15 protein-coding genes are annotated in these 16,671 nt (G+C 60.9%); 8 read left to right on the top strand and 7 right to left on the bottom strand.

The window, feature by feature from the left end:
- Nucleotides 1-157 precede the first annotated feature (157 nt).
- The 6 genes from rbfA to IFT59_RS18355 all read left to right on the top strand — a co-directional run bounded on the left by rbfA (nucleotide 158) and on the right by IFT59_RS18355 (nucleotide 6,231).
- A complete protein-coding gene (gene rbfA / locus IFT59_RS18380) occupies nucleotides 158-568 on the top strand; it encodes a 30S ribosome-binding factor RbfA (RefSeq protein ID WP_062454256.1) in 411 nt (136 codons plus the stop codon).
- Between the two features lie 16 nt (nucleotides 569-584).
- Entirely contained in the window at nucleotides 585-1,514 is a 930-nt protein-coding gene (truB, locus tag IFT59_RS18375) for a tRNA pseudouridine(55) synthase TruB (protein ID WP_192087734.1), read from the top strand.
- Between the two features lie 144 nt (nucleotides 1,515-1,658).
- Nucleotides 1,659-1,928, top strand: a complete 270-nt coding sequence (gene rpsO / locus IFT59_RS18370) for a 30S ribosomal protein S15 (RefSeq protein ID WP_062454254.1) — start codon at nucleotides 1,659-1,661, stop codon at nucleotides 1,926-1,928.
- A gap of 339 nt (nucleotides 1,929-2,267) precedes the next feature.
- A complete protein-coding gene (gene pnp / locus IFT59_RS18365) occupies nucleotides 2,268-4,400 on the top strand; it encodes a polyribonucleotide nucleotidyltransferase (RefSeq protein ID WP_192087733.1) in 2,133 nt (710 codons plus the stop codon).
- Between the two features lie 92 nt (nucleotides 4,401-4,492).
- Complete coding sequence (locus IFT59_RS18360) at nucleotides 4,493-5,500, top strand: class I SAM-dependent methyltransferase (protein WP_184654309.1); 1,008 nt, start codon at nucleotides 4,493-4,495, stop codon at nucleotides 5,498-5,500.
- A gap of 83 nt (nucleotides 5,501-5,583) precedes the next feature.
- Nucleotides 5,584-6,231, top strand: coding sequence for a tetratricopeptide repeat protein (locus IFT59_RS18355; protein WP_192087732.1), 648 nt, complete (start codon nucleotides 5,584-5,586; stop codon nucleotides 6,229-6,231).
- Nucleotides 6,232-6,268: 37 nt separating this feature from the next.
- On the opposite strand, the gene fabI is transcribed toward IFT59_RS18355, so the two are convergent.
- The 3 genes from fabI to fabA are packed head-to-tail and all read right to left on the bottom strand — an operon-like array spanning nucleotide 6,269 to nucleotide 8,865.
- Nucleotides 6,269-7,075 (bottom strand): enoyl-ACP reductase FabI, encoded by an 807-nt coding sequence (gene fabI, locus IFT59_RS18350; protein WP_192087731.1) that lies wholly within the window; start codon nucleotides 7,073-7,075, stop codon nucleotides 6,269-6,271.
- A gap of 4 nt (nucleotides 7,076-7,079) precedes the next feature.
- The gene (gene fabB, locus IFT59_RS18345; protein WP_062454249.1) at nucleotides 7,080-8,303 is read right to left on the bottom strand and encodes a beta-ketoacyl-ACP synthase I; all 1,224 of its coding nucleotides are present in this window, start codon (nucleotides 8,301-8,303) and stop codon (nucleotides 7,080-7,082) included.
- Nucleotides 8,304-8,349: 46 nt separating this feature from the next.
- Complete coding sequence (fabA, locus tag IFT59_RS18340; RefSeq protein WP_062578496.1) at nucleotides 8,350-8,865, bottom strand: 3-hydroxyacyl-[acyl-carrier-protein] dehydratase FabA; 516 nt, start codon at nucleotides 8,863-8,865, stop codon at nucleotides 8,350-8,352.
- 306 nt (nucleotides 8,866-9,171) lie between these two features.
- Between fabA and irrA the strand changes: the two genes are divergently transcribed.
- On the top strand, nucleotides 9,172-9,588 hold the full coding sequence (gene irrA, locus IFT59_RS18335; protein ID WP_062454247.1) for an iron response transcriptional regulator IrrA: 417 nt from the start codon (nucleotides 9,172-9,174) through the stop codon (nucleotides 9,586-9,588).
- On the opposite strand, the gene IFT59_RS18330 is transcribed toward irrA, so the two are convergent.
- Complete coding sequence (locus tag IFT59_RS18330; RefSeq protein WP_192087730.1) at nucleotides 9,585-10,238, bottom strand: trimeric intracellular cation channel family protein; 654 nt, start codon at nucleotides 10,236-10,238, stop codon at nucleotides 9,585-9,587. The genes irrA and IFT59_RS18330 overlap by 4 nt on opposite strands.
- 121 nt (nucleotides 10,239-10,359) lie before the next feature.
- Here IFT59_RS18330 and IFT59_RS18325 point away from each other — a divergent pair, with 121 nt between their 5' ends.
- Nucleotides 10,360-10,824: a hypothetical protein gene (locus IFT59_RS18325; protein WP_092664052.1), complete on the top strand. Its 465-nt coding sequence runs from the start codon at nucleotides 10,360-10,362 to the stop codon at nucleotides 10,822-10,824.
- Between the two features lie 18 nt (nucleotides 10,825-10,842).
- Here IFT59_RS18325 and IFT59_RS18320 read toward each other — a convergent pair whose 3' ends face one another.
- The 3 genes from IFT59_RS18320 to IFT59_RS18310 all read right to left on the bottom strand — a co-directional run bounded on the left by IFT59_RS18320 (nucleotide 10,843) and on the right by IFT59_RS18310 (nucleotide 16,553).
- Entirely contained in the window at nucleotides 10,843-11,631 is a 789-nt protein-coding gene (locus tag IFT59_RS18320; RefSeq protein ID WP_192087729.1) for a YdcF family protein, read from the bottom strand.
- Between the two features lie 67 nt (nucleotides 11,632-11,698).
- A complete protein-coding gene (locus IFT59_RS18315; protein ID WP_192087770.1) occupies nucleotides 11,699-12,910 on the bottom strand; it encodes a TIGR03862 family flavoprotein in 1,212 nt (403 codons plus the stop codon).
- 16 nt (nucleotides 12,911-12,926) lie between these two features.
- Nucleotides 12,927-16,553, bottom strand: a complete 3,627-nt coding sequence (locus tag IFT59_RS18310) for a hydantoinase B/oxoprolinase family protein (protein WP_192087728.1) — start codon at nucleotides 16,551-16,553, stop codon at nucleotides 12,927-12,929.
- Between the last annotated feature and the right edge of the window lie 118 nt (nucleotides 16,554-16,671).

The raw sequence follows: 16,671 nt of genomic DNA, 5'->3' as shown, positions 1-16,671 counted from the left end.
GTTTTCAGGTGTCATCGGCATCGACGGCCTCCAAGTCAGACCGATTAAATACCCGCTGGACCTTGACCTTTCGCCGGGCCTTTGTCATGTGACCGCCTTCATTTGACGAAGCGCCCCATCGGGACGAGCCCCGGCGGCGTTATACGAAAGAAACAACATGACCAAGCCCACATCCTCGGCGCCGTCGCAGCGCATGCTTCGTGTTGGCGAACAGGTACGCGCCGCCATCACCCAGGTCCTGCAACGTGGCGAAGTTCGCGACGACCTGCTCGAGAAAACCGTGATTTCCGTTTCGGAAGTGCGCATGTCGACCGATCTGAAGGTCGCGACGGCCTATGTGACGCCCCTTGGCGTCGCTGACCATGACATCGTGATCGCAGCGCTTAACCGGCATGCCAAGTATATCCGCGGCCGAATAGCCGGCCAGCTCCGTCAGATGAAATACATGCCGGAAGTGCGCTTCCGCGACGATACGAGCTTCGACAACTACAAGAAGATCGACGAGCTGCTTCGCTCGCCGGAGGTCCAGCGTGATCTCAACAGCGACGAAACCAAAGACCAGAAATAACAATCAAGAAGTATTGATGTCCAAACCCCGCAAACCAAAGGGCCGGCCGGTTTCCGGCTGGCTTATTCTCGACAAACCGATCGATTTCGGCTCGACCGAAGCCGTGTCCAAGATCAAGTGGCTGTTCAATGCCCAGAAGTGCGGCCATGCCGGCACGCTGGATCCGCTTGCGTCCGGCATGCTGCCGATCGCGCTCGGCGATGCGACGAAGACCGTGCCCTATGTCATGGATGGGCGGAAGATCTACGAATTCGCCGTTACCTGGGGCGAGGAGAGGTCGACCGACGACCTCGAAGGCGCCGTTACCGCATCGTCCGACAGCCGTCCGAGCGAAGAACAGATCCGCGCACTTCTGCCCAACTACACCGGCACGATCAATCAGATCCCGCCACAGTTTTCCGCCATCAAGATTGCCGGCGAACGGGCCTATGACCTCGCCCGCGACGGCGAAATTGTCGAGATCCCGTCGCGCGAGGTCCAGATCTTCCGCCTGACGCTGCTCGGCGTAACGGCAGACAAGGCGCATTTCGAAGTGGAATGCGGCAAAGGCACCTATGTTCGGGCGCTCGCCCGCGACTTCGGCCGCGATCTCGGCTGCTACGGTCATATCTCGGAACTGCGCCGCACCTTCGTTGCGCCCTTTGCTGAAGACCGTATGGTGCCGCTCGCCGAACTTGTGGCGCTGGAACAGATCGAGGATCGCGACGAACGGCTTGCAGCGCTTGATGCCTTCATGATCAACACGTCTGAAGCGCTTTCCAGCCTGCCGCATCTGCCTGTCACAGACGATCAGGCCCACCGCATCAAGATGGGCAATCCGATTATCCTGCGCGGCCGCGATGCACCGGCTGACGAAGCGGAAGCCTATGCGACCGTGCGCGGCAAGCTGCTCGCCATCGGCGAGATCGGCCAGGGAGAGTTCCGTCCCAAGCGGGTGTTTGGCTGAGCCTCTTCCATTCTCTCCTTGAATGGTCTATAGGCACCGCCAGCAAAAGCAGGCTTTTCCGCCTGTTTTGCGTTTCACGGCCAAGACTGGACGACATCCCGGCCTTAGGCGACCCATAATCCTCATATTCGAAAGGATAACACGATGTCGATCACTGCAGAGCGCAAGGCCGAACTCATCAAGGAATACGCAACCGTTGAAGGCGACACCGGTTCGCCGGAAGTCCAGGTTGCGATCCTCACCGAGCGGATCAACAATCTGACCGAACACTTCAAGGGCCACAAGAAGGACAACCACTCCCGTCGTGGCCTTCTGACAATGGTTTCCACACGTCGTTCGCTTCTCGACTACGTCAAGAAGAAAGACGAATCCCGTTACAGCAAGTTGATTGCTGCTCTGGGCATTCGCCGCTAAAAATTTCCGGCGGGCGCTCAATCGGGCGCCTGCCGGTTTCTCATTCGGGCCAAGCGTCCGATGCAATGTTTGCGATGCGCTTTATCTCGCGCCGCAAGAATGCCCGCAGACCCGGATGGGCCGGATCTGCAAAAACCAAACCGTTGACCTGTCATGGGGCAGGATTGCCGGATGCTTTCGACCAGGGATCACTCAAAGACCCTGATCAGACGTCGACCACCGAAGTCGCCGACCCGAAGCCTCCCGTTGTCTTGCCCGTGATCTGTCACATCGATTGCGGTCGACTATGCACTGCGCCGGCTACGGCACTGCGCGTGCTCCCGCATTAAAGGACACCATATGTTCAATACCCACTCCGTCGAAATCGAATGGGCAGGCCGCCCGCTGAAGCTTGAAACGGGCAAGATCGCCCGCCAGGCTGACGGCGCGGTTCTCGCCACCTACGGCGAAACCGTCGTTCTCGCCACCGTTGTTTCGGCCAAGTCGGCCAAGCCCGGCCAGGACTTCTTCCCGCTGACCGTAAACTACCAGGAAAAGACCTATGCCGCCGGCAAGATCCCGGGCGGCTATTTCAAGCGCGAAGGTCGCCCGTCGGAAAAGGAAACGCTGGTTTCCCGCCTGATCGACCGTCCGATCCGCCCGCTCTTCCCGGAAGGCTACAAGAACGAGACCCAGGTCGTCGTTACCGTCATCCAGCACGACCTTGAGAACGATCCGGACGTATTGTCGATGGTTGCAGCCTCCGCTGCCCTGACGATCTCGGGCGTACCCTTCATGGGCCCGGTTGGCGGCGCACGCGTCGGCTACATCAACGGCGAATACGTTCTGAACCCGCATCTCGACGAGATGGACGAGTCGGTTCTCGACCTCGTCGTTGCCGGCACCCAGGACGCCGTCCTGATGGTCGAGTCGGAAGCCAAGGAACTCAACGAAGAGATCATGCTCGGCGCCGTCATGTTCGGCCACAAGGGCTTCCAGCCGGTTATCGACGCGATCATCAAGCTCGCTGAAGTTGCCGCCAAGGAGCCACGCGATTTCCAGCCGGAAGATCATTCCGCGCTCGAAGCCGAAATGCTGCAGCACTTCGAAGCCGAACTGCGCACCGCCTACAAGAACACGCAGAAGGCTGAACGCTACGCTGCCGTCGACGCCGTCAAGGCGAAGGTCAAGGCACACTTCTTCCCAGAAGGCGTAGAGCCGATGTACCCGGCCGAAGTCATCGGCGCGACCTTCAAGCACCTGCAGGCGAAGATCGTTCGCTGGAACATCCTCGACACCAAGAGCCGCATCGACGGCCGTGATCTCGAGACCGTTCGCAAGATCGTGTCTGAAGTCGGCATCCTGCCGCGCACCCACGGTTCGGCCCTGTTCACACGCGGCGAAACCCAGGCGATCGTTGTTGCGACGCTCGGCACCGGCGAAGACGAACAGTATGTCGATAGCCTGACCGGCATGTACAAGGAACGCTTCCTTCTGCATTACAACTTCCCTCCCTTCTCGGTTGGTGAAACCGGCCGCATGGGTTCCCCAGGACGTCGCGAAATCGGCCATGGCAAGCTCGCATGGCGCGCTATCCGTCCGATGCTGCCAACGGCTGAACAGTTCCCGTACACGCTGCGCGTCGTCTCCGAGATCACCGAGTCGAACGGCTCGTCCTCGATGGCAACCGTCTGCGGCACCTCGCTTGCTCTGATGGACGCTGGCGTCCCGCTCGCAAAGCCTGTTGCCGGTATCGCCATGGGCCTGATCCTCGAAGGCGAACGCTTTGCCGTTCTCTCCGACATCCTCGGTGACGAAGATCATCTCGGCGACATGGACTTCAAGGTTGCAGGTACTGTCGACGGCATCACCTCGCTGCAGATGGACATCAAGATCGCCGGCATCACCGAAGAGATCATGAAGGTCGCGCTCGGCCAGGCACAGGGTGGCCGCAAGCACATCCTCGCCGAAATGGCCAACGCCATCACCGAAGGTCGCTCGGAACTCGGCGAATTCGCACCGCGCATCGAAGTGATGAACATCCCGGTCGACAAGATCCGTGAAGTCATCGGTTCGGGTGGCAAGGTCATCCGCGAAATCGTCGAAAAGACCGGCGCCAAGATCAACATCGAAGACGACGGCACCGTCAAGATTGCCTCCGCCTCCGGCAAGGAAATCGAAGCGGCCCGCAAGTGGATCCATTCGATCGTTGCAGAACCGGAAGTCGGCACCATCTACGAAGGTACCGTTGTGAAGACCGCCGACTTCGGCGCCTTCGTCAACTTCTTCGGCGCCCGCGACGGTCTGGTCCATATCAGCCAGCTCGCTTCTGACCGTGTTGCCAAGACCCAGGACGTGGTCAAGGAAGGTCAGAAGGTCTGGGTCAAGCTGATGGGCTTCGACGAGCGCGGCAAGGTTCGCCTGTCGATGAAGGCCGTCGACCAGGCCACCGGCCAGGAAGTCAAGAAGGCTGACGGCGAAGCTGCCGAATAAGCCCTCGACCTATCGAGAGATCGAGGCGCGGAAGGAATAACTTCCGCGCCTTTTTTGTTTTCACCGACGACACGACCGCCCGAGATCCGATCATGACCCGAGAAGCCCTGAAGACCCTTTTCCATCCCTTCGCCACCGACGCGATCCAAACGCCCGGCGAGGGTGAGCGCATACTGTTTCTGGGTGCGGAAGCGGGCAATGCCCTGCCTGACGGGTTTGATGCCGAGATCACGGCCATCCAGCCGTTCCGCCCACTGTTCCGCAGCCTGCGCGACAACGCGTTTCCCGAGCCCGAGGGCGAGGATTACGACGGTGCGCTTGTCCTGTGCGGCAAGCATCGCGGCGAGAACGAAAACCGCATTGCCGAAGCGCTTGCGCGGGTAAAGGTTGGCGGCCTGATCGTCGTTGCCGGCGGCAAGGAAGACGGTATCGCACCCATTCGCACGATGCTGCTGAAGCTCGGCATCACGCTGGACTACGCGCCGAAGTATCACGGCGTTGCCATCTGGTTCGGCCGGCCGGAGGATGCGTCCGGCGCGATCCAGGCACTGAAAAAAACGGCCGTGACGGTCGATGGTCGCTTTCAGGCCGCTCCCGGCATGTTCTCGCACGACCGCATCGATCCGGGTTCCGAACTTCTGGTAAGCCGCTTGCCGACGGATTTCGACGGCAATGCCGCTGATTTCGGTGCCGGCTGGGGTTATCTGTCCGTCATGCTGGCCGAGCGTTCGCCCCGCGTGAACCGGATCGACCTGTTCGAGGCCGATCACCGGGCGCTGGAATTTGCAAAGCAGAACGTTGCACATAACTGCCCGGATCTCGAAGCCCGCTTCTTCTGGCAGGATCTGGGAACCGAGCCGCCAAAGGAAAAATACGACCTCGTCATCATGAACCCGCCCTTCCACGAGACGCAGGCTGCGGACCCGGAACTGGGCAAGACGATGATCCGCACGGCGGCAGGCGCGCTCAGAAGCGGCGGCAGACTGATGCTGGTCGCCAATCGCGGCATGCAATACGAGCCGGTGCTCGAGGAAGCGTTCCGGGAATACGGCGAAACCTGCCGCAATGCCCGCTTCAAGATCCTCTGGGCGAAGAAGTAGCTTCACCCCTCAAAATCTAGGATTGCCCGCCCCGACAGTTCGAATGCACACTGAAGTTGCGTTGGAGCAGTCGGGGTTTTTGTATGAAAGGCGTTGTTTCAGCACTTCTGCTCTTGATCGCCACTGAAACGGCGAGCGCCGATCAGCCGCGTGCCAGCGTCCGCCTGACCTGGGAATGGTTCAACACCGCGGAAACCTATCGCGAATACAAGGTCAAAGGGCCGGATGACCTTCGCATCGCCGCGCATTACTTCCGGCTCGCGGCTAGGAACGGCAACGCTGCGGCAGCATACAAGCTCGGTGAAGCTTATGAGATAGGCTCCGGTGTCCCACTCGATCTTCCGGAAGCGCTTCGCTGGTATCGCCAGTCCGCCGACGCTGGCGACATGCATGCGGAGCTGAAGGTCGGCTGGTTCTATCAGAAGGGCTGGAGCCTGCAGGTTGATCCGTCACGGGCCGTCGATTGGTACGAACGCTCCGCCAGCAAAGGCAACCTGTGGGCATACCACATGCTGGCCTTCATGCTGATGGACGGGGAGGGTGTCGCAAAGGACCTTGCCCTTGCGCAGCGCTATTTCGAAAAGAGCCTGCCTTTCACCCACGATCACTGGGCACAGCTGAAGCTTTCGCAGTTGATCAGAGCGAGCGATCCACGGCGCTCGAAAGAACTGCTCAAGCAGGCAGCGAACGCCGGCAATGCGGACGCGATCCGAGAATTGAACGCATTTTGAGAATGCCCGCCCATGTTAGGATAGCAGGCGCTAAACCCTACTGAGCGTCGGACTTGCGCAGTCTGTCGAGGCTTGGCAGTGAGGTGATGCTGTATCCGGCGTCCACGTAATGCACTTCGCCGGTCACACCGCGGGAGAGATCCGACAGCAGATAGAGCGCGGAGCCGCCGATATCCTCGATCGTGGCAGTGCGGCGCAACGGCGCGTTCTGCTGGTTCCAGGCGTAGATCGCCCGTGCATCGGAAATCCCGGCGCCGGCAAGCGTGCGCACGGGGCCGGCGGAGATCGTGTTGACGCGGATGTCGTTCGGGCCAAAATCGGCGGCCAGATACCGCACGGAAGCCTCAAGCGCTGCCTTGGCAACGCCCATCACGTTGTAGTTCGGAATGACGCGCTGTGAACCGTTATAGGTCAGCGTCAGCATAGAGCCGCCATCAGGCATCAGGGCTGCGGCGCGCTTGGCGATTTCCGTGAAGGAAAAGCAGGAGATCACCATCGTACGCGAGAAATTCTCGCGCGTCGTGTCGGCGTAGAGGCCCTTCAGCTCGTTCTTGTCGGAGAAGCCGATGGCATGAACGAGAAAGTCGATCGTGCCCCAGCGTTCGCGCAGCGCGTCAAACGTTGCGTCGACCGACGCGATATCTTCGACGTCGCAGGGAACCACGAAATCTGAGCCGAGTTCGGCGGCAAGCGGTCTGACCCGCTTGCCCAGCGCCTCACCCTGATAGGTGAAGGCAACTTCCGCACCCTGTGCCGCGACCGCCTTGGCAATTCCCCAGGCGATCGAGTGGTTGTTGGCAACGCCCATGATCAGGCCGCGCTTGCCCTGCATGATCCCGGACATCAAATTATCCGTTATGACGCTGGAAGACGAGCGTAGCGTTGGTGCCGCCGAAGCCGAAGGAGTTGGAGAGTACAGTGTCGATCTTGGCATTGTCGATCCGCTTGCGAACGATCGGTACGCCGTCAAATTCCGGATCCAGCGTCTGGATGTGCGCGCTTTCACCGATAAAGCGTTCCTGCATCATCAGAAGGCCGTAGATGGATTCCTGCACTCCGGCACCGCCGAGCGAGTGGCCGGTCAGCGACTTGGTCGACTGGATGTGCGGGATCTTGTCCTTGAACACTTCGCGGATAGCGCCGATTTCCTTGGAATCACCAACCGGTGTCGAGGTGCCGTGGGTGTTGATGTAGTCGACCTCGCCTTCAACGTTGGCAAGCGCCTGACGCATGCAGCGGATGGCGCCTTCGCCTGATGGTGCGACCATGTCGTAGCCATCGGATGTGGCGCCGTAGCCGGTGAGTTCTGCATAGATCTTGGCGCCGCGCGCCTTGGCATGCTCCAGTTCCTCAAGCACGAGAACGCCCGCGCCACCGGCGATGACGAAACCGTCACGGTCAGCGTCATAGGCGCGCGAAGCCGTTGCAGGCTGGTCGTTGTACTTGGAGGACATGGCGCCCATCGCGTCGAACAGGTTCGACATGGTCCAGTCGAGGTCCTCGTGGCCGCCGGCGAACATCACGTCCTGCTTGCCCCACTGGATCATCTCCGCGGCATTGCCGATGCAATGCGCAGATGTCGAGCAGGCCGACGAGATCGAGTAGTTGACGCCGTGGATCTTGAACCAGGTCGCAAGCGTCGCAGACGCTGTCGACGACATCGCCTTCGGCACGGCAAACGGACCGATCCGCTTCGGGCTGTTGTTCTTGATTGTCGTTTCGGCCGCTTCGATCAGGGTGCGGGTGGAAGGACCGCCCGAACCCATGATGATGCCGGTGCGCTCGTTCTCGCTGTAATCCTTTTCCTCAAGTCCGGAATCGGCCAGCGCCTGCTTCATCGCCACATGGTTCCACGCTCCACCCTGGGAGAGGAAACGCATGGCGCGGCGATCGACGAGTTCCGTCGTATCGATGTTGGGCTTGCCCCAGACCTGGCACTTGAAGCCGTGCTCGGCGAAATCCGGCGAGAAAGAAATACCGGACTTTGCCTGCCGCAGGGACTCGGTGACTTCGGCTGCGTCGTTACCGATCGAGGACACGATACCGAGCCCAGTGACAACTACCCGTCTCATTTCATCAAACCTTTGTTGTTTGCGACAGCTGCGCTTTTCAAGCAGTTCAGGCGGTCTTTTCTTTGGACAGACCCACGCGGAGGTCCGTCGCCTGATAGATGGTCTCGCCATCGGCCTTCAGCCAGCCGTCGGCGGTGCCCAGCACGAGGCGACCCCTCATGACGCGCTTGAAGTCGATGCCATATTCCAGAAGCTTGGTGTCCGGGCGGATCATGCCCTTGAACTTCACTTCGCCGGTCGAAAGCGCCATGCCGCGGCCGGGTTCACCCAGCCAGCCCAGGAAGAAGCCGGTCAGCTGCCACATGCCGTCAAGGCCAAGGCAGCCCGGCATGATCGGGTTGCCTTCGAAATGGCAGGGGAAATACCAGTCGTCCGGACGGACGTCGTATTCAGCGCGGATGTAACCCTTGTCGAAGGCGCCGCCGGTTTCCGAGATCTCCGTGATCCGGTGGACCATCAGCATGGGCGGCAACGGCAGCTGCGCATTGCCGGGACCAAACAGATCACCGTGGGCGCAAGCGAGGATTTCTTCGTAGCTGAAGCTGGACTGTCTGGTGGACATGAATTTCCGTTTCCCCCCGTTTGAAGCTTTTGTTTCCCAAGCTTTAGAGCAATATGGGCCGAAATTGAAGTCTTGCCATGACAACACAGGTGCTGTCTGGGGAAGACTGCAGCTGCGGAAGCATCGCATTCAGGTCCGCATATAGGAAGCGGAGAGCGCAAACCAGTGGTAAAACACCGAAAATTAGCGTTTTTGCCGACCGCGGAAGGACGTGCTAAGGGACACTATTGAAAGAATTCATCTTAAAAGTTATATCGGAAATCAGATTAGATCCCGTGTGACGAAACGGTTGGAGCCGAAGCACATATGGCGGATGCCATGCCGAACATCGAGATTAGATTGCGCCATTGCGGCCTTCGACCGACGAGGCAGCGCGTCGCGTTGGCGGATCTGTTGTTTGCAAAGGGTGATCGGCATCTGACGGTCGAGGAACTGCACGCGGAAGCCACGGAAGCCGGCGTGCCGGTCTCGCTCGCAACCGTCTATAATACCCTCCACCAGTTTACCGAGGCAGGCCTCATCCGCGTTCTCGCGGTGGAGAGCGCACGCACCTATTTCGACACCAATATTTCCGATCACCATCACTTCTTTGTCGAAGGGCGCAACGAGGTTTTGGATATACCGATCAGCAATCTGGAAATCGGCAATCTCCCGGATGCGCCCGAGGGCATGGAAATCGCCCATGTCGACGTCATCATCCGGCTGCGCGAAAAGCGCGGCTAATCCCTGGCCTTGCCCTTGATCGCCTCGTCTGCCGGTCGCCCCGGACGTGACTTGTAGCGTGGCAGCGTCCAGCCGTAATGGATCGCGCCGCCCCGCAAGGCGAAGGCGACACATACCCCGAAGCCTGAACTGACATATTGCGGAAAACCGAGCGCTTGTGCCGCCGTGAACGCGCCCGCGCCGGCGATCGCGGCCGTGATATAGATTTCCGAGCGCAGCAGCACGGAAGGCTCGTTTGCGAGAAGATCGCGCAGGATCCCGCCGAATGCCGCGGTCAGCGCGCCGGTGATGATCGCGATCGTGGGTGATCCGGTCGCGGCCAGACCCTTGGCCGCACCCAGCACCGTGTAGGCGGCAAGGCCCACCGCATCGAGCCAGATCAGCAGGCGATAGCGCCATTCGACCCGGTGTGCCGTCAGGTAGACGAGAACGCCGGTTACGACGCAGATCAGGATATAGGTCGGGTCGAGAACCCAGAAGACCGGGGTACGGCCAAGAATGATGTCACGCACCGTGCCGCCGCCGAGCCCGGTCACGGCTGCAAAGAACAAAAACCCGATGAGATCGAGCTCCTTTCTCGATGCCGCAAGCGCACCGGTTGCGGCAAACACCGCGATGCCGGCATAATCGAGGATCATCAGCAGGGACATTCCATTCTCCAGCGTCGCGCAAGTGCATTGCTCTAGATGATCACGCTAACGACGGCAACGGCATCTCCGGTCAGGTCCGATGATGTCATGAACAGATGATTTGAGAATATGGGTAGGTGCGGTGAATAAGGTCTTGATACTTCTGGTCGCTCTCGTCCTGCTGCCGACCTTCGCGTCAGCCCAGCAGAAACTGTTCAGCGATCCGGAAGTCACGGAAAAGAGCCATTTCCAGAAAACCTGCGGAAAAGTCGAGTTCGGTCCGGGCTTCGTCAAACGTTTCGACATCAACAATGATGGCATAACGGACGTCGTCACCGATCACAGCGACCTGACGTGCGACGGCGTTCGCGGCCCCAAATGCAATGCAGATGGCTGCCCGCAGAACTTCTACGTCCAGGCGAAGGAGGGCGGCTATATCATGATCGCCACCGCTCAGATCTACGGCTACGATTTCGTCCAGTATTTCGGCAACATGGTGTTCATGCTGCAGATGCATCCGCGGTTCTGCGAGCGCACCGATGCCGCGCCGTGCGTCATGCGGGTCCGCGTCCGCGGCGGTCGTTTCGTGACGATCTCGAAACAGTAATCGCGGCCCCTTTAGGGATCAGGGCGCCTTGATGCTGTCGATACGGCCCGCGAACCTATAGCCGAGAACGGCCATCCACTCCCGCGCGGCCGTCGCCGTCAGCTGCGTATTGAGCGCCGGCTGGGTGAAATCCAGCTTGGCGGATACGATGCCGCTGGTGCGAAAGTCGGTGGGCCAAGGCCGGACCGCTATTCCCGCCTTCTGAAACAGGGCGACGGAACGGGGCATGTGGAAGGCCGAGGTGATCAGCGCGCAATCGCTGAAGCCACGCTGCTTCAGAATTTCAGCTGTATTGAGCGTATTCTCGTAGGTGGTGCGCGATGTGTTTTCCTTCACCACCCGGTCCGCTGCTATGCCGAAGGCCGTGAAAAACCGTTCGGACGCCTGCGCTTCGCCTTCATAGACCCCACTGAACGATCCGTCGCCGCCGGAAATCAGGATGCGCGACTGCGGAAATTGCAGCGCCAGCCGACCCGCCTCGATAAACCGGTCCGCCGCCTGGTTGAACTCGATGCCACCCCGTGCGGCCGTCACCTCGCTCTCGAAGGCGCCGCCGAGAATGATCATGCAGGAGAGGTCTGCAGGATCGGTTGCCGGCTTGGCGTAGCGAGCCTCGAGAGACTGCAGCGCCAATGCGCCCGCCGTCGTATAGAGCGTGACGAACAGGGTGAGCGCACTCAGAAGTGCCGAGATGCCGGAAAGCTTCCGCAGGCCGAAAAACGCGAAGAGAGCGGCAAGCGCCGAAAGCAGGAAGGCGATGGAAAGCGGCTGCGCGAGCAGCCAGATCAGCTTGGAAATGAAAAACATGGACCGTCGTCTGTTTGAGTCCCGGCCAGTCTATCCTGTCGCGGGCCGATGGTGAACGCAGCAGCAGTCACTCTGTCTTGAGATAGGCTTCAACGCCGCGCGCTGCGGCAAGACCCGTGGCAAAGCAGGCAGTCAAAAGATAGCCGCCGGTCGGCGCTTCCCAGTCCAGCATTTCGCCGGCCGCGAACAGACCCGGACGCCGCTCCAGCATGAAGCCGCTATCGAGCTCGTCCCAGGCGATGCCACCGGCCGAGGAGATCGCTTCCGCAATCGGGCGAGGACGCAGCAGCGGGATCGGCAGCGCCTTGATCGCCCGCGCCAGATCCTCCGGCGGCATCCGGTTCACATCCGGTATCAGCTCGCGCAGCAAGGCCGCCTTGACACCGTCGAGGCCTGCACCCTTGCGCAGCCGGTTGGAAAAGCTCGCTTTCGCATCCTGCCGCGAGAGGTCGCGCACGAGACGCTCAAAGCTGCGGCCCGGCACGAGGTCGACATCAAGAGCCGCCTTTCCATCCCTGTTGATCAGCTCACGCAGGACTGCCGAATGCGCATAGACAAGGCTGCCTTCGATCCCGTGTTTCGAAATCACGAACTCGCCCTGATAGGTGCCCGCATCCGATCGCGTCGAGACGGATTTGAGCGGTGCCCCGGCAAAACGCTCGACGAACACGTCGCTCCACGCAACGTCGAAGCCGCAATTGGCCGCCTGGAACTCCGTTACCGCAATCCCCTCGGCCTTCAGCCACGGCACCCAGGCCGCATCCGAACCCAGCCGTGGCCAGCTTGCACCACCAACCGCCAGAATGACCGCATCCGGGCGGATGAGAAGGTCGCCATCAACAGTTTCAAATCGGTAACCGCCGCCTTCGAACCCCGTCCAGCGATGGCGGGTCTTCAGCACGACGCCCTGGTTGCCTAGTCGGGCAAGCCAAGCGCGCAGCAGTGGCGATGCTTTCATGGCAACCGGAAAAACTCGGCCCGACGTTCCGACGAATGTTTCCGTTCCGAGCTCCTGTGCCCAGGCGCGAACATTCGATGGCGTGAACGCGTCGAGCGCCGGTTGCATCCGCGACGAAGACGAGCTGAAACGACCGGAAAACCGGGCAAACTCCTCCGCATGGGTGATATTGAGCCCGGACTTTCCGGCCAGCAGAAACTTCCGCCCAAAGGTGGGCATCGCCTCGTAAACGGTCACCGAAAATCCGACAGCGGAAAGATGCTCCGCCGCCATCAGTCCCGCCGGCCCACCGCCTATGATAGCAACCTGTCTAGTCATGATCTCCGGTTACGGCAGATTACGCCGTTTTGCCATAGCCCCCAGCCGTCGGCGTGGTCACGGTCACCGCTTCGCCCGCCTCGATCACAGTCTGGGCACAGCCCGGAAGTGTCTCGATCGAGCCGTCGAGCCTGCGCACGGTGGTGATGCCAAGCTCTCCCTCTCCGCCGCCGTCAAGGCCGTGCGGGTGGAGCGTCCGATGCGAGGAGAGGATGGCGCAATCCATCGTTTCGAGAAACCGGATCGTCCGCTTCGTGCCGTCGCCTGCCGCAAACTGCCCCTGCCCGCCGGAATTGTCGCGGATGTGGAAATCTTCGAGCAGCACCGGATAGCGCGTCTCCAGGATTTCCGGATCGGTGAGACGCGAGTTGGTCATGTGCACATGGACAGCGTCGGTGCCGGCAAAGCCGCTACCGTCGTTGAACCGGCCGGCCGGCGAACCGGAGCACAGCGTCTCGTAATACTGGTAGGTGGCGTTGCCGAAGGTCAGGTTGTTCATCGTGCCTTGGCTTGCTGCGATCGCACCCAGCGCGCCGAACAGAGCATTCGTCACGTGCTGCGACGTCTCGACATTTCCGGCAACGACCGCTGCCGGATATTGCGGCTTGAGCATCGAACCATCAGGCACGATGATGCGGATAGGCTTCAGGCACCCAGCATTCATCGGGATCGAGCTCTCCACCATCACGCGGAACACGTAAAGAACCGCCGCGCGCGTCACAGGCTCGGGCGCGTTGAAATTGTTCTTTTTCTGCTCGCTGGTGCCGGTAAAATCGACCGTCGCCTCGCGCTTTTGCCTGTCGATGGTGATCTTGACCTTGATCGTGCTGCCCTGGTCGGTCGCGTAGGAAAACTCCGCATCACCGAGCTTTTCCAGAACGCGGCGGACGCTTTCTTCCGCATTGTCCTGGACGTGGCCCATATAGGCCTGCACGACATCGAGCCCGAACTGCGCGATCATCCGACGCATTTCGTAAACGCCCTTTTCGTTGGCCGCGATCTGCGCCCTGAGGTCCGCGACGTTCTGTGCAACGTTGCGGGCCGGGTAGGGATGGTCGGACAGGAGGTTGGTGATGCCCGCCTCGTCGAACCGGCCGCGGTCGACCAGAAGCACGTTGTCGAACAGCACGCCTTCCTCGTCGACGGTCGTCGCCAGCGGCGTCATCGATCCCGGCGCTGTGCCGCCGACATCGGCATGGTGACCGCGCGACGCGACGTAGAACAGGATTTTCTCACCCGCGTCATCGAACACCGGTGTCACCACGGTAATATCGGGCAGATGCGTTCCGCCATTGTAGGGCGCGTTCAACGCGAAGACGTCGCCGGGACGGATCTTGCCCCGGTTCTGCGCAATGATGCTTTCGACGGAGCGATCCATCGATCCGAGATGGACTGGCATATGCGGCGCATTGGCGACCAGCGCGCCGTTCTCGTCGAACACGGCGCAGGAGAAATCCAGCCGTTCCTTGATGTTGACGGAGGACGCCGTGTTCTGCAGCGTCACGCCCATCTGCTCGGCAATCGACATGAACAGGTTGTTGAAGACCTCGAGCAGAACGGGATCGGCCTGGGTGCCGACAGCCTTGGCACGTGAGAGCTCGACGATACGCTTCAGGACGACGTGGTTGAGCCGGGTCACTTCGAAAGCCCAGCCGTCCTCGATCACGATGGTCTGGTGCGGCTCGACGATCAGGCAGGGACCGCTCGCGCGCGCACCGGGATTGATGTCGGCGCGGCGATAGACAGGTGCCTCGCGCCATGCGCCGGTGGAATAGAACCGCGTGTGCTCCGCAGCCGTTGGAGCTGCTTCGTCCAGCGCAAACTCGGGCTCCGATGCATCGGCACCACCGCCGATCGCCTCGACCTCATAGGCCTCGAAGATGATCTCGCGGTTCTCGAAGATAAAGCCGAACTGCTTCCGGTGGACAGTCTCGAACGCGGCCGTCATCTCGGCTGTATCTGTCACCGCGACCGAGAGGGTCGTATCCGTGCCCTGATAGCGAAGGTGGGCACGGTGCAGCACCTCGGTCTGCGCTCGATCCACGCCCTGCGAGCCCATTTCCGCAAGCACGCTTGTCGACAGTTCGTCGCGAACCGGGTCAAGCGATGCCAGTGCTTCGGCAAGCGGCCGCGAGACCGTACGCTGGCGGGTAGCGCGGATATCGGCGAGACCCATCCCGTAGGCAGACAGAATGCCGGAAAACGGATGGATCAGGACCGTCGAGATCCCGAGCGCGTCCGCCGTCAGGCAGGCATGCTGACCACCGGCGCCACCAAAGCAGGTCAGCGCATAATGCGTGACGTCGTAACCGCGCTGAACGCTGATCTTCTTGACGGCATTGGCCATGTTCTCGACCGCGATGGCAAGGAAACCATCCGCCACCTGTTCCGGCGTGCGGCCATCGCCGACCACCGTCGCCATCTCCTCGAAGGCTTTCCGCACGGCGACCGCATCCAGCGGCTCGTCGCGGTTTGGCCCGAAAATCCTAGGGAAGAGTTCCGGAGAAAGCTTGCCCAGCATCACGTTCGCATCGGTGACGGTGAGCGGGCCGCCGCGGCGATAGGCTTTCGGGCCGGGATTGGCGCCGGCGGAATCCGGGCCGACGCGGAACCGACCGTTTTCGAAATGCAGGATAGAGCCCCCGCCGGCCGCGACCGTGTGGATCGACATCATCGGAGCGCGCATCCGCACGCCAGCGACTTCGGTCTCGAACGAACGTTCGAGCTCTCCGTCATAGTGCGAAACATCGGTGGACGTGCCGCCCATGTCGAAGCCGACCATTCTGTCGAACCCGGCAAGTCGCGAGGTTTCGACCGCGCCAACGACGCCGCCGGCCGGGCCTGACAGGATTGCGTCCTTGCCCTGGAACAGTCGTGCCGCGGTAAGGCCCCCGGAAGACTGCATGAACATCAGCTGGGGTCCCTCAGAACCGGCAGTCTCCGCATCCGTGCCAAGCTCGCTCGCCACCTGATCGACGTAGCGGCGCAGGATCGGCGACAGATAGGCGTCGACCACGGTCGTATCGCCGCGGCCGACCAGCTTGATCAGCGGCGAAACCTCATGGCTGACCGAGACCTGAGCAAAGCCGATCTCGCGGGCGATCGTTGCAACGAGCTGTTCATGAGCCGGATAACGATAGGCATGCATGAAGACGATAGCGATCGCACGGTAGCCCGCATCGAACTGCGCCTGAAGGTCCGCGCGCACCGTCGCCTCGTCCGGCTCCGCCTCGACTTCTCCGTCGGCACGCACGCGTTCGTCGACTTCCACGACCGCCGTGTAGAGCAGTTCGGGCTTCACGATCTTCTTGGCAAAGATGTCGGTTCGGGCCTGATAACCGATCGCCAGCGCATCTTTGAAGCCGCGTGTGGTGACGAGAAGCGTCCGCTCGCCCTTGCGCTCCAGCAGCGCGTTGGTAGCGACGGTCGTTCCCATCTTTACGGCGCCGACCAGTTCGGCGGGTATCGGCTGCCCAGCTTCGACCTGCAGCAACTCGCGAATGCCCTGCACGGCAGCATCGCGATAGGCTTCGGGATTTTCCGAAAGGACCTTGTGGGCCACAAGTGTCCCATCCGGCTTGCGCCCAACGATATCGGTAAATGTGCCGCCGCGGTCGATCCAGAAATCCCACTTGTCCTGCGCCATGCTATGCCCCCGTAACGATCGATTTGAGGCCACGAGAACATTTCGTCGATAAAACGTCAATGATCGATTGACAGGAAAATGCCCAGTACGGCATCATGCCTTTATAACAGGCAAAGTG

Origin of the sequence: Rhizobium sp. CFBP 8752 (assembly GCF_014842035.1) — a bacterium.
GTDB lineage: Bacteria > Pseudomonadota > Alphaproteobacteria > Rhizobiales > Rhizobiaceae > Neorhizobium > Neorhizobium soli.
The sequence above is the reverse complement of the archived record's forward strand: the minus strand, read 5'-3'. Positions and strand labels throughout refer to the sequence as shown.